This window comes from Komagataeibacter melaceti (assembly GCF_003403295.1).
GTDB classification, from domain to species: domain Bacteria; phylum Pseudomonadota; class Alphaproteobacteria; order Acetobacterales; family Acetobacteraceae; genus Komagataeibacter; species Komagataeibacter melaceti.
Window position 1 is genome coordinate 1 of the sequence record NZ_QUWV01000004.1, and the last position, 13339, is coordinate 13339.

Here is a 13339-nt window from a genome sequence, read left to right on the forward strand (position 1 = left end):
ACCACGCCCGGCACCCCACCAGATCGGTCGGGACCAGCGCCCCCACGGCCCACCCTGCCCCCGTGATGGCCACCCATCCCGAGCAACTGAAAGTTACCGCCACGCGCACGCTGTCCCGGCGGCAGATTCTCCTGCGGCAGAACGATCCCGTTGCGGTCACGACCATTACCGAGCACGACCTGCAATCGCACCAGATCACCAACATCCAGCAGGCCGTAAAGCTCCTGCCCGCAGTCTCGCTTCAGGTCACAAATCCGCGCAACACGGCCATCAACGTGCGCGGCCTTGGCAATTTCAGTTCCAGCGCGCAGGACGGGCTGGAAAATGGCACGGCTGTCTATATCGACGGCGTGTACCAGACACGCCCCGGCGCGGTGCTGGGGGATATCAGCGACCTGTCGGGCATGGAGGTCCTCAAGGGCCCACAGGCAACACGCGGCGGCGTGGATAACGATGGCGGCGCGATCAACATCACCACGCTGGCGCCGTCCTTCACGCGTGGCTACTCCGTCACGGGCGATTATGGCAGTTACAATACCGCCAATGTCCGGCTGCGGGCCACAGGCCCGATCGGCAATAGTGACAAGGTCGCCTACAGCCTTTCAGGCTTTTCGATCAATCATGATGGTTACGTCAAAAACGTCACGACCGGCCGTGACTATCAGGATTATCACGACCTTGGCGTAAAGGGGCAGATACTGGCGGTACCCACCGACAGGCTGACCCTGCGGCTGATCGCTGATTACTCACATCTGCGCGAAAGCTGCTGCGTCACGCCCTTTTCCACGGCGCTGACGCAATATGCCAACGGTGCGCCGGTAGTTGGGACTTACTGGCAGCGCGCCGCCTTTGCCGGTGCCGAACCGTTACCGGCGCATGGCGTGCGTGACATGCTGGTGGCGCTGCCCGCCACTGGTGGGCAGGCGGTGGATCAGGAAACGTACGGTGTCTCGCTGGACGTGACCTATCGCCTGTCCCACGGGTGGAAGCTGCAAAATATTGCGGCGTGGCACGCATGGTTCTGGTACCCGCATAACGGTTTTTCCGGCGGTCTGGGCACTACGCCGGGCCTGCGGACACTGACGGCGGGCAACAATCAGGTCTATGAACAGCACGCCACCGAAGAAATCAGGATTTCATCCCCGGAAGGACGCCGTTTCCGCGTGTCGGCTGGTGCGTTCTATATGTATGAGGAAGTGCCCGATTACACGCGCTGGCAGATATCTGCCCAAGGTGCGAAGTATTACGGCTATGGCATGTCACCTGCCGAGTACAATGCCGCCTATAACGGGGCGCTGTTCACATCATCGGATAACCCGATCACCAACGACCTCGCGGGCTATGTTCGGGCGCGGTACGACATTACGTCAAAACTCTCGCTGGAAGGCGGGTTCCGCTATTCCTTTGTCACGAAGTCCGGCAGCTATACGTCAACCATCGTGAATTCCGCCAATCCATCACTTGCGGCAGGCGTGCTGGGGGCGGCAACATCCTATCACGCCGCGCACCGGGAAAATGAACCCAGCGGTACGGCAAGCCTTGTGTACCGTCCTTCTGACACGAACCTTGTCTATGCGACCTATAGCCGGGGGCTCAGGAATGGCGGCATCAACCTGGTCAGCCTGAATATTGCCCAGGGTGCCAACCCGAATGTGAAACCGGAAATTGACGACATGTTCGAGGTCGGGAGCAAGAACGCATTTTTCAACCGGCGGCTTGTGGTCAATTTCGATGCGTTCTGGAACAACGTGCATGACTACATTACCAGTGCCGCCTACTACACTTCAGCCGGCACCACGATTTCATACCTGACAAACGCAAAGCATGTCGTATCCCGTGGTTTCGAGCTTGAGACACGCGGTACGATCCTGCCGGGGCTTGAGGGCCGCCTGTCAGCATCCTATACCGATGCTTTCTTTGCCTCCTTCAACAACGCGTCCCACCCGCTTGAATCTTCCAACGTGAAGGGACTGTACAGCCTGACAGGCAACCAGATTCCGTTGAATTCACGGTGGAACCTGTCCGCAGGGCTGGAATATACCACACGGCTCAGGAACATCAGCAACATGCCCGGAGGGTTCTGGCGGCAGCTCGTCTTCTTTGTCGGGGCTGATTACACCTATCGCAGCAGCTATTATGCCGATGCATCCGAATCCAACTATACACGCATCCGGCCCTACGGGCTGCTTGACGGCCATATCGGCATCCGCCCTGAATCCGGCAAATGGGATCTCAGTTTCTGGGGGCATAACATGCTGGACAAGCGGTATTTCATTACCATGACACCCCTTGCCGCCGGTGCCGTATTCTATGGCCAGCTTGGCGATCCCGCCATGTTCGGTGGCGAGTTCAGTTACCGGATGTAGCATGGAGGCTGGCACTCCGCCCGGCGGATACAACAGGGTGCGATCAGGTCATTTGGGCACGACCAGATGAACCAGTGCGGCCACGGCAAAAAACGTGGCCGCACTGAACGCCCAGATGGCGACAAACCAGCCGATCCGCACGCCAAGGCGCCGGGGCGCGCCCTCCCCGTTGCCCTGCACGATTTCAATGATAGCCATCGGCCTGCGTTACCTTTCCGCGAAACACGCGATAGGAATAAACCGTATAGGTCAGGATGATCGGCAGCAGGACCGCCGTGCCAACAAGCTGGAAGAACTGGCTGGATGGCGGCGAGGAGACATCCCACAGCGTAAGCCCGGGTGGCACGGCATAAGGCCAGACCGTAATGCCAAGACCAGAAAGGCACAGGAAGAACCACCCCAGCGCGCACAGGAACGGGACGCGGGTGTGGCCACGGCGCAGGCCCATGGCCAGCAGGCCCCCCAGCACGACCACCAGCACGGGTACGGGGGCCACGGCCACGATGTTGGGCCATTCGGTCCAGCGGCGCAGATAGGGCGCATGTAGCAGCGGTGTCCAGAAACTGACGGCCACGATGCACGCAAACAGCCCGGCAGCCAGCCAGACGGCCCATTTCCGGCATGCGGCTTCGAGCACATCGGTCGTGCGCCAGACCAGCCATGTAGCGCCCAGCAGGGCATAACCACACATGACCGAGAGGCCGCACAGCACGCTGAATGGCGTCAGCCAGTCAAGCGAGCCCCCGGCAAACGCACCATCCACCACCCTGATGCCCTGAACAACACCCCCAAGGATCGCGCCCTGGCAGAAGGCTGCGATGCCCGAACCCGCCATAAATCCGAAATCCCACAATTTTTCACGGCCCGTGCCCCGCGTCATGATACGGAATTCAAAAGCAACGCCCCGAAAGATCAGCGCCACCAGCATGAACACGATCGGCAGGTAGAACGCTGGCAGCAGCGTGGAATAGGCCCCCGGAAACACGCCATAGAGCGTGGCGCCACCCAGCACCATCCATGTCTCGTTGCCATCCCACACGGGTGCGATGGTGTTGACCATTACGTCCCGACGCCCCTCGTGGCGTTCCAGCGCGAACAGCATCCCGATGCCAAGGTCAAAGCCGTCAAGGACGACATAGATCGAGATCGCGGCGACCAGAATGACGGCCCAGACAATCGGGAGCCAGTATGCAAAATCCATCATGTTCAGGTTCCCTGATCGGAAGACGGGTCAATGACCCGGGGGTGCGTACTGGTCGCCATAATGTCGGGTGCGTGTGAGGGTCTGGTCTGGTGTTCACCTTCCTGCGGCGCGCGCGCCAGAAGGCGGGCGATAATGCCCATGCCCGACCCGAACACGATCACATACACCACAACAAACACCGTCATGCTCAGCGCCATGTTGGACAGCGCCAGTGGCGAGATGCTGTCGGATGTGCGCAGCAGGCCATAGACGGTCCATGGCTGGCGGCCCACCTCGGTCGTAACCCAGCCGCACAGCAATGCGATGAAGCCCGCAGGCGCCATGCACACGGCCACCCGATGAAACCCCGGACTGCTGAACAGGGTACCCCTGCGCCGGAGCCAGAGCGACCAGAACCCAACAAGGACCATCAGCATCGCCAGCGCGACCATGATGCGGAAGGAAAAGAAAATAACGTAGGATGGTGGTCGCTGGTCAGGGGGAAAATCCTTCATGCCCGGCACCCTGCCATCGGGGCTGTGCGTCAGGATCAGCGAACCGACCAGCGGAATCCCGATGGCGTAATCCGTATGCTCGGTCCGCATGTTGGGGATGCCGAACAGCAGTTCGGGGGCGCGGCCCTTTGACTCCCAATCCCCCTCCATCGCCGCAATCTTGACCGGCTGGTATTTCAGGGTATTCAGCCCGTGGGCATCACCTGCAAGGACCTGCAACGGCGCGACAAGTGCCGCCATCCACATGGCCATGGAAAACATGACCCGCACCGGACCGCTGGCCTGCCGTCCCTCGCGCCGGGCTTTGAGCAGGTGCCACGCCCCGGTTGCCCCTACGATAAAGGCGACGGACAGGAACGCCGCCAGCCCCATATGCACAAGCCGGAACGGAAAGGACGGGTTGAAGATAATGGCCAGCCAGTCCGCCGGAATGAAGCGCCCCGTGCCGGGCTCGATCATGTAGCCCCGTGGCGTCTGCATCCATGAATTCGACGCCAGTATCCATGTCATGGAAATCAGGGTGCCGACCGATACGCAGCACGTGGCGGCAAAGTGCAGCCCGCGCCCGACCCGGTTCATGCCGAACAGCATGACGCCAAGGAAGCCTGCCTCAAGAAAAAAGGCGGTCATGACTTCATAGGACAGGAGCACGCCGGTAATGGGCCCTGCCCTGCGGGAGAAGACGGACCAGTTCGTGCCGAATTCATACGACATGACCAGCCCCGACACGACACCCATACCGAAGACGATGGAGAACACCTTGATCCAGTAGCGGTACAGGTCAAGATAGACCGCGCGGTCGGTTTTCAGCCACAGCCCTTCCAGCACCGCCAGATAGGCCGCCAGCCCGATGGAAAAGGCGGGAAAGACGATATGGACGCCCACGGTGAAGGCGAACTGAAAGCGTGCCAGAAGCAACGCAATATCATGGGCTGGTTGCATTGAAACCTTCCAGAAAATCGTAGGGACGCCGCAGTCACCGCAAACCGAGTTCATGAACTGGCAGTCAGGATTATTTCTGCCGGATACCTTGCGAAATCATTCCTGCACTCCGTGCATCGGGCCGGAACGGTCAGGGCAGACCTGCTGTAAACCCGTTAATATTTCCATTATCCGCCACGTATTACGTGTGCGGGCAGAACCTGACGGGCGCAGGATCGTCCTGTGCCACCCGTTCATTCCTTGCATACGCAGCAAGGATAACGTCAGCAGGCCAGCAACCGTTTCCGGGCAATTTTGCGACTGCAACACGATCGTTCATGACGATAATGCTGCTGACATTGGCCATGATCCCGTGGGCATGGACAGGGTTGTCATGCTTCCTGCCCTAGCCGCAGGAAATACCAGATACGCCGGAGCATCTATCCACCTCCCCGGAAGTCATTTGCCTTCATGGTTCAATACAGGGATCAGCCACTTTCCCCGGCGCGCCTCATCTCAGGGAAAAGCCACCCCGCGAAGATTCCCGAAAAACCATGGCCCGGGGCGCGCGTCTGTTTTCGTATCCACACGAAGCAGGATGACCTCCCATGAAAGCACTGACCTGGCAGAAAAAGGGCAAGATCACATGCGAGAGCGTGCCTGATCCTGTTATCCATGATGGCCATGACGTCATCATCAAGGTAACCGCCTGCGCCATCTGCGGCTCCGACCTCCATCTGATGGACGGCATGATGCCGACCATGCAGCGCGGCGATATTCTTGGCCATGAAACGATGGGCGAAGTGGTCGAGGTCGGGAGGGACAATACCCGCCTGTCGGTCGGGGACCGTATTGTCGTTCCCTTCACCATTTCCTGCGGCGCGTGCCGACAGTGTAAATGGGGCAACTGGAGCTGCTGCGAGCGGACAAACCCCAACGGACGCCAGCAGGCCGAAACATTCGGCTATCCGCTGGCCGGCCTGTTTGGCTATTCCCATATTACGGGCGGCTTTGCGGGTGGTCAGGCAGAATACCTGCGCGTTCCCTATGCCGATATCGGGCCAATCGTGATTCCTGAAGGGATGGCGGATGAACAGGTCCTGTTCCTCTCCGATATTTTCCCGACAGGCTATCAGGCTGCTGAAAACTGCGAAATTACACCGGAAGCTGAAAAAACCATCGCCGTATGGGGCTGTGGGCCGGTGGGACAGATGGCGATCCGGTCGTGTTTCCTGCTAGGTGCAAAGCGTGTCATCGCCATAGATGAAGTGCCCGAACGACTGGAAATGGCCCGTGCGGGCGGGGCTGAAACCATAGATTTCCGCACCCAGAACATTCAGGAAACACTTGTGGACATGACAGGCGGCCACGGCCCTGACGCGGTGATCGAAGCCGTCGGGATGGAAGCACATGGCGCGGACACCATGATGCAGAAACTCGGCTCCGCCGTGCTGTCCGCCACAACGCTGGAGCGGCCTTTCGCCCTCAATCAGGCCCTTCTCGGCTGTCGGCCGGGCGGGATCGTGTCCATGCCGGGTGTCTATGCCGGTGCGCTGGGTCCGGTCATGATCGGCGTCCTCATGAACAAGGGCCTGACCTTACGCACAGGCCAGACCAATACGCAGAAATATCTTGCTCCCCTGCTGGAGCGTATCCGGAACGGGGAGATCGACCCGTCCTTCGTCATCAGTCACCGCTCCGCAAATCTTGAAGACGGTCCGGCCCTGTATGAGAAATTCAGGGACAAGAAAGACCACTGCACCAAGGTCGTCTTTCATCCGCATGGAAACTGAAGCCGGGAAACACCGGGGGCCGGTTTGTCCCTCAACCAGCCCCGTAGCGGCCACCCCTGAAATTCGGTCCTTACGTTTAGCGCCAGCCATATTGAACCGGCCCGTGTAGATGACGAACACGCGGGCGAATGCCTGACATAGACGCACGAAGCCCCGGGATTGCCCGGGGCGGAACGTGGTTGCGTTCAGCCATCCCCTCAATAGATCAGCGGACAACCTTTTGCATAAGCTACCCATTCCGGGCGTGCATTTCCGTATCCATTGTCTGTCACGCTGCGATGGTTGCTGGCCAATCGGGATATGGGCACGAACCCGCGCAGGGATGATGATCCACGTTCGGACCTGTCAGTCATAACAGCGGCCCGGCGACCTGCTTCACCGCCACCCGCCTTGCAAATACCGCCCTGTTCTGGCTATGATTCCTTACCCTAAAACAGGTAGGCGTCATTTACCATATTCTACATTTATTGATATATCAACTTGTGATCTTTTGTCTGATAACCCCTGATTATATCAATATGCACACAGGCTATAATGATAACTGTATTCCCACACTAATTGTTATGCTGTAATACCTTGGAACGGTTCGTCAGGCAGTCTTCCCTTGCCCGCTCAGTGTCATCAGACGTTTCAGAGTTGTGAAAGGAGTTTTCTTACATTGGCTACGCCTCAACCCGTTGATACCAAGCTCACCCAGGCGGCAATGTTCCTTGTTCTCACTCTGGATGAAGGTAATCCCACCACCCTCGGCACACAGGTTCGTGATCTGCTGGGCGACATTTCCTCGCTCGTGCGTGGCGTCGGTTTCCGTATTCCGGACGGACGCCTGTCCTGCGTGACCGGGATCGGGTCATCGGCCTGGGACATTCTTTTTGATGGTCCCCGCCCGAAGGAACTGCATCCGTTCAGGGAAATAAACGGCGTTCACCATGCGCCTTCCACCCCCGGTGATCTCCTGTTCCACATCCGCGCCACCCGCATGGACCTGTGTTTCGAACTCGCCACGGCCATCGTCTCACGCCTGGAGGGTGCGGCGACGGTTATTGATGAGGTCCACGGGTTCAAGTATTTCGATGCGCGCGACCTGCTTGGCTTTGTGGACGGGACCGAGAACCCGTCCGGTCAGGCGGCCACCGATTGCACGATCATCGGTGACGAAGACCCGGATTTCTCAGGCGGCAGCTATGTCATTGTCCAGAAATACCTGCATGACCTGAAAAAATGGAATGCCATCCCGACCGAGACACAGGAAGACATTATCGGCCGCAAGAAGCTTTCCGACATCGAGCAGGCCGATTCCGTCAAGAAAAGTTATGCCCATAACGTGCTGACAACGATTGAGGAAAACGGCGAGCAGCTCCAGATCGTCCGCGACAACATGCCGTTTGGCGAGGTCGGCAAGGGCGAATTCGGCACGTATTTCATCGGCTATGCCTGCTCCCCCGCGCGGACGGAACAGATGTTGCAGAACATGTTTGTTGGCAAGCCACCGGGCAATTACGACCGGCTGCTGGATGTCAGCACCGCCGTCACCGGTGTGCTGTTCTTCATCCCGACCACTGATTTTCTGGACGGCGCGCCGGACATGGCCGCCCCCGTGCCCGCAACCGATACCGCCGGGCGGCCCTCCGAAGCCACGACATCACGCAGCGATACCTCTCTGGGTATCGGCTCATTGAAAGAGGAATCGTGATATGAACAATCTTCACCGTCATCTCGCCCCCATTTCCAGCGCAGCCTGGGCCGAGATTGAAGAAGAAGCCACACGCACCATCCGCCGCCATCTGGCCGGCCGCCGCATTGTCGATACGTCCGGCCCGCAGGGGCTGGCGCTGTCAGGCGTGGGAACCGGGCGCGGTAGCGAGATCGAGGCGCCGGGTGATGGCATCCGTGTTGTAAAACGTGAGATCCTGCCCGCCATCGAACTGCGTGTTCCCTTCACGCTTTCCCGCAACGAAATTGATGCGGTGGATCGCGGCTCCAAGGATTCCGACTGGGAGCCAGTCAAGCATGCCGCGAAGAAAATCGCGTTTGCTGAAGACCGGGCCATTTTCGATGGCTACACCGCCGCCGGAATCCAGGGTATCCGGGCGGCCAGTTCCAATATCCACCTGAAGCTTCCGTCCTCCGCAAAGGACTACCCGCGCGTCATTGCCGATGCGCTGGCCGAGCTGCGACTGGCGGGTGTGAACGGGCCTTACTCCATTGTTCTGGGTGCGCAGGCCTACCAGACCATCAGCAGCGGCGATGATGACGGCTATCCCGTTCGCAAGCACATCGAGAGCATGATTGACGGCAAGCTCATCTGGGCGCCCGCGATCGAGGGTGCATTCGTCGTGAGCATGCGCGGTGGTGATCTCGTGCTTGATATCGGGCAGGACTTCTCGATCGGCTACCTGAGCCATACGACCGATACAGTCGAACTGTATCTGGAAGAAAGCTTCGTGTTCCGTGTCCTGACAAGCGAAGCAACCGTCGCCATTGACGCCACATAAACCACGGCATTGCTAACTGGCGGAGCCGTTACGTCCATATCATCATGAAGATTGACCAGAAAAACACATAATCTGGTCAATCAGTCATGGTGATATGGAGCTTAAATATCAAAAATATATCTCAGTTCAGATCGTAGTATATTATTTACAAATCTAAAAATAATATACAAATCACGATCAAAATAATCAGCAACAATATATACTTGTTTAAGTATTTTAATATTACATGTCCCGAAATAAATTATATGACAAATATCTACATTTAAAAATATATCTACTTAATGGGAATTAAAAATTAAAATATTATTGTAATAATACCTACGTCAGTCAGACACCATATTACCTGCTTCCCCCATATCCTCCCTGCCCTACTCAACTCATATACCACCCACCATTAAGATTTATTGTCTGCCCCGTAACGTAACCATTACGGATCGTCGCAACCGTCATATCCGCAACTTCATCGGCAGTACCAAATCGTCCGATCGGGATCATGCCGGGCCGGATCGCTGGATTATGCGCGATCATGTCGCTTTCAATCAGGGCCGGTGCGACCGCGTTTACTGTAATGCCCTCATGCGACAGAAGCTTTGCATAGGAATGGGTCAGCCCCAGCATCCCGGCCTTGGAGGCCGCATAATGCGGGCCGATCACGCCGCCTGTCTGCGCGGCGATGGAGGACATGTTGATGATCCGCCCCCACCCTGCCCTGCGCATTGCTGGGAGAACGGCCTGTGTCATCAGAAATGCCGATGTCAGGTTGGTGCGCAGCAGGTCATCCCAGTCCTGAACCGTAATCTGGTCCAGCGGTGCATGGCGAGAAATTCCGGCGTTATTGACCAGAATTGCAACCTCTCCCAAGGCATCGGTCGCCTGATCGACCAGGGTGGAAACCTGCGCCGCGTCACCCACATCGGCACGGATCGCGACAGCCCGGGTACCGATGGCTTCGATTTGCTTACAGACCTCATGCGCTGCCGCTGCGTTCTCATGGTAATTGACGGCCACATGCACGCCTTCACGCGCAAGCGCGCATGCTACGGCCCGGCCAATCCCGCGCGACGCGCCGGTTACGATCGCAACACGGTTTGTAAGTGTATTATCGGCATGCGTTCCTGTATCTAACCCCATGCTTTATACCTCCGCCTCGTTCACAACAGGAATGGCTACCATACTGTCTGCCCTGAGCATGTCGAATGATGCACAGTGCTCCCGGCTGGCCCACACACTGAACCTACAAAGACAGGGCGGATAACCCGTTTTCTTGGACCGGCTTTACATGGCGGCACGTTCCGGTTTCATACGGCTATCCGCATCAGGGCTTTTTCGATCACCGGCCAGTTGCCGCTTCGCGCAGTCGCCGCAACGTAGCCATCGGGACGTACCAGCCATATGCCCTTTCCATCCAGCGGCTGTCTGATTTCAGGTTCCAGCAGGGCGGAATGGCGTGCGATCATGGCCTGTGCTTCGGCATCATCGGTGGCGACCAGTGTAAAACGTGGCAGCCTGCCTGCACCAATGGTAAAATCGGCATCAAACCGTTGCCCCGGCCACGCACCGCGCAGCCCTGTTGCGCAACCCATATTGAGGGGGCTGTCAGGATACGCGATCATGATGCCGGATAGCCGGTTGGCAACGGCACGACGGACCTCCGGTATCTTAAAAAGATCCCGCACGACAAAACCACGCAGCCGTTGCGCCAGGGGGCTGGCCAGCAGGACAATTCGGGTCATACGACCGGATTGTGCCAGTATCTGCCGGGCAACCGCGCGGCGTTCGATGCCGTAACTGTCCAGCAGGGCCGGGCAGGCCTCCTGCCGGATGACAAGCGCCAGCTTCCACGCAAGGTTAAAGGCATCCTGCATGCCCATATTCATGCCCTGCCCGCCCGCCGGGCTATGGACATGCGCCGCATCCCCCGCAAGAAACACCCGCCCCGCACGATAGTCCCGGACCGTGCGTTCATTGACACCGAAATCCGACAGCCAGACCGGATCGGACAGGATAACCCCGCCCGGCCCGCGCCGGTCCACGATTGCCTGCACTTCCTTCAGGTCCGGCACGTGCAATGCCGCAGAGCCTATATCGGCAATGATACGGTACCGGCCCGGCATGACCGGAAAGAACATGACAGCCCCCTCCGGGTGCCAGAAAATCGCCAGTTCATCCGGCGGCATGGTAAGGCCCGTGACATGCACATCCGCGACGATGAAGCCGGTTGGCAGGGTATCGCCCTCAAATTGCAGGCCAAGCATGCGGCGGACCGTGGAATGGGCACCGTCGCAGCCGATAAGCCACGCGGCCTCCACGGTTTCGCTTTCGCCCCCGGCATGTTTCAGGGTGCATGAAACACTGTGCCCGCCATCAACAAAGCCTGTCAGTTCGGTGCCGCGTTCGACCTGCCCCCCAAGGCTCCGAAAGTGGTCTTCCAGCAGGCGTTCGGTTTCCGATTGCGGGATCATGAGCAGGTAGTTGAATGGCGAGGCAATCCCGTCGAACGTGACGCGGGCAAGGATCTTGCCACCGGCATGAATCCCAACGGCCTTTGCATGCAGGCCCGCAGCCACGAAGGCATCGGCACATCCCGCCACCCCGAGCAGTTCAAGCGTGCGCGACCAGACAGCAAGGGCCCGGGACTGATCGGTGCGCGCGGGCATCCTGTCGATCAGCCTGACAGGCACACGATACCGCGCCAGTTCGGCAGCCATGGTCAGCCCGACAGGCCCCGCACCGACAACAAGAACAGGGTTCGACATGATTTTCGCCCGCAGGAAAAGAACCACCCCGCCACCGGGGCAGATGCCGCCGGTTTAACGCCGGACCTGTTCGCCCCGTTCCAGGCCAGACGAAATGGCTGATGCTGCGCGATGCACTGCCGGACGGGGGCAGCCGCAAGAACATCGCCCTCCCTGCAGTGACTTCCAGCCCCACGGGGAAACCCCGTTCACAGGCCGGTTACGCCCTCCACGGCCCAGTTCCAGTTATAGATGGCCGTATCCGCCAGTGACTGGCCCGCCGCCAGACGCAACTGGCCATGATTGTCATATAACGGCCCGGTAAATGGCTGCCAGCCGCCAATTATGCGCGCCCGTACGGCATCGGCCTGCTGCTGGACGGATATGGGCACGTTCCGGCCCCACGCATCACGGTCCACCCCGCCACCAAGAGGCAGCAGGAATTCCCCCGGTGTCCATGTACCGTTCAGCCGTGCCCTGACCTGCTCCACATAGAAATGGCTGAAATCCGCCACTACCGAACTGACATAATGGTCCGGGCCGAAGCGGCGCATGTCGCTGTTCCACATTGCCGCCCATACGCCCTCCTGCTCGGCAACGCGCAGGTAGGCCGGTTCATCCATGATCCCGCACAGGAAATCGCACCCCGCGCTTACAAGCGCCTGCGCTGCCTGCGTGGCAGCCTGCGGGTCGAACCATGCATTGATGGACATGACCTGAACCGTGGCCCGCGGGTTCACGCTCCGCGCGCCCATCAGCGTGGCATTGGCCCCGGCATAACATGAGGGCAACGGAAAGGACGCGATATAACCCAGACGGCCCGAGCGGCTCAGCAGCCCCGCCGCAACACCAATCACATAGCTTGGATACCAGTGCGCCAGATAGTACCATCCCAGATTGGGGCCGGGATTGCGCCCGTCACATTCCATAAAGGCCACTTCCGGCGCACGGTCCGATACATCACGCAGGAAATCACCGTAAGAGGACGTGGCGAAGACCATCTGCGCGCCCTCCGCCACGAAATGGCGGAAAATCCGCTCCGCATCGGCGGAATAGGGAATGTCTTCCACATACATGGTCTGGAGTGCGGGAAATTCAGCCCGCAGCTTCTGCATGGCCTGATGATGCAGCGTGGTCCACCCGCCATCACTCACCGGGCCGACATGGCCAAAGGCGACCAGGGCATCGGCTTCCCTGACCGGTGGCAGGGCGGCGGCATGCGCCCGCGCGGGCAGAAGGCCGGGGGCAAACCCCGCCAATGCGGCCGCCTGCAGGAAGCCGCGCCGCCCCAGATGCGCATTCCGTCGGGACCGGTCATGGTGTGATGTCAC

The 13339-nt window shown here is 59.1% G+C and carries 10 protein-coding genes; 4 read left to right on the forward strand and 6 right to left on the reverse strand.

Going from position 1 to position 13339, the window contains the following annotated elements:
• Positions 1-2366: TonB-dependent receptor (locus DY926_RS00725; RefSeq protein WP_196778554.1), on the forward strand; the 2366-nt coding region annotated here is incomplete at its 5' end.
• Between the two features lie 48 nt (positions 2367-2414).
• Here DY926_RS00725 and DY926_RS00730 read toward each other — a convergent pair.
• From DY926_RS00730 to DY926_RS00740, 3 genes are read right to left on the reverse strand one after another with little or no spacing between them, the layout of a single operon-like run.
• Positions 2415-2564, reverse strand: coding sequence for a DUF2474 family protein (locus tag DY926_RS00730; protein WP_116701626.1), 150 nt, complete (start codon positions 2562-2564; stop codon positions 2415-2417).
• Entirely contained in the window at positions 2551-3570 is a 1020-nt protein-coding gene (gene cydB, locus DY926_RS00735; protein ID WP_116701627.1) for a cytochrome d ubiquinol oxidase subunit II, read from the reverse strand. Before cydB ends, DY926_RS00730 begins: the two co-directional genes overlap by 14 nt.
• 2 nt (positions 3571-3572) lie before the next feature.
• Positions 3573-5006: a cytochrome ubiquinol oxidase subunit I gene (locus DY926_RS00740; protein ID WP_116701628.1), complete on the reverse strand. Its 1434-nt coding sequence runs from the start codon at positions 5004-5006 to the stop codon at positions 3573-3575.
• Between the two features lie 587 nt (positions 5007-5593).
• On the opposite strand from DY926_RS00740, the gene DY926_RS00745 reads away from it, so the two are divergent.
• The 3 genes from DY926_RS00745 to DY926_RS00755 all read left to right on the forward strand — a co-directional run bounded on the left by DY926_RS00745 (position 5594) and on the right by DY926_RS00755 (position 9273).
• The gene (locus DY926_RS00745; protein ID WP_116701629.1) at positions 5594-6778 is read left to right on the forward strand and encodes a zinc-dependent alcohol dehydrogenase; all 1185 of its coding nucleotides are present in this window, start codon (positions 5594-5596) and stop codon (positions 6776-6778) included.
• Between the two features lie 658 nt (positions 6779-7436).
• Positions 7437-8471, forward strand: coding sequence for a Dyp-type peroxidase (locus DY926_RS00750; protein ID WP_116701630.1), 1035 nt, complete (start codon positions 7437-7439; stop codon positions 8469-8471).
• Between the two features lies 1 nt (position 8472).
• Positions 8473-9273: a family 1 encapsulin nanocompartment shell protein gene (locus DY926_RS00755; protein WP_116701631.1), complete on the forward strand. Its 801-nt coding sequence runs from the start codon at positions 8473-8475 to the stop codon at positions 9271-9273.
• A gap of 372 nt (positions 9274-9645) precedes the next feature.
• On the opposite strand, the gene DY926_RS00760 is transcribed toward DY926_RS00755, so the two are convergent.
• The 3 genes from DY926_RS00760 to DY926_RS00770 all read right to left on the reverse strand — a co-directional run bounded on the left by DY926_RS00760 (position 9646) and on the right by DY926_RS00770 (position 13339).
• A complete protein-coding gene (locus tag DY926_RS00760; RefSeq protein ID WP_116701632.1) occupies positions 9646-10404 on the reverse strand; it encodes a 3-oxoacyl-ACP reductase family protein in 759 nt (252 codons plus the stop codon).
• Positions 10405-10571: 167 nt separating this feature from the next.
• On the reverse strand, positions 10572-12029 hold the full coding sequence (locus DY926_RS00765) for an FAD-dependent monooxygenase (RefSeq protein WP_116701667.1): 1458 nt from the start codon (positions 12027-12029) through the stop codon (positions 10572-10574).
• A 188-nt stretch (positions 12030-12217) separates the two neighbouring features.
• Positions 12218-13339 (reverse strand): BMP family ABC transporter substrate-binding protein, encoded by a 1122-nt coding sequence (locus tag DY926_RS00770; RefSeq protein ID WP_408886019.1) that lies wholly within the window; start codon positions 13337-13339, stop codon positions 12218-12220.

Bases quoted from the DNA above. Each gene is read 5' to 3' on its own strand.
- DY926_RS00730 (WP_116701626.1), bottom strand. From the start codon at position 2,564: ATGGCTATCATTGAAATCGTGCAGGGCAACGGGGAGGGCGCGCCCCGG.
- cydB (WP_116701627.1), bottom strand. From the start codon at position 3,570: ATGATGGATTTTGCATACTGGCTCCCGATTGTCTGGGCCGTCATTCTG.
- DY926_RS00740 (WP_116701628.1), bottom strand. From the start codon at position 5,006: ATGCAACCAGCCCATGATATTGCGTTGCTTCTGGCACGCTTTCAGTTC.
- DY926_RS00745 (WP_116701629.1), top strand. From the start codon at position 5,594: ATGAAAGCACTGACCTGGCAGAAAAAGGGCAAGATCACATGCGAGAGC.
- DY926_RS00755 (WP_116701631.1), top strand. From the start codon at position 8,473: ATGAACAATCTTCACCGTCATCTCGCCCCCATTTCCAGCGCAGCCTGG.
- DY926_RS00760 (WP_116701632.1), bottom strand. From the start codon at position 10,404: ATGGGGTTAGATACAGGAACGCATGCCGATAATACACTTACAAACCGT.
- DY926_RS00765 (WP_116701667.1), bottom strand. From the start codon at position 12,029: ATGTCGAACCCTGTTCTTGTTGTCGGTGCGGGGCCTGTCGGGCTGACC.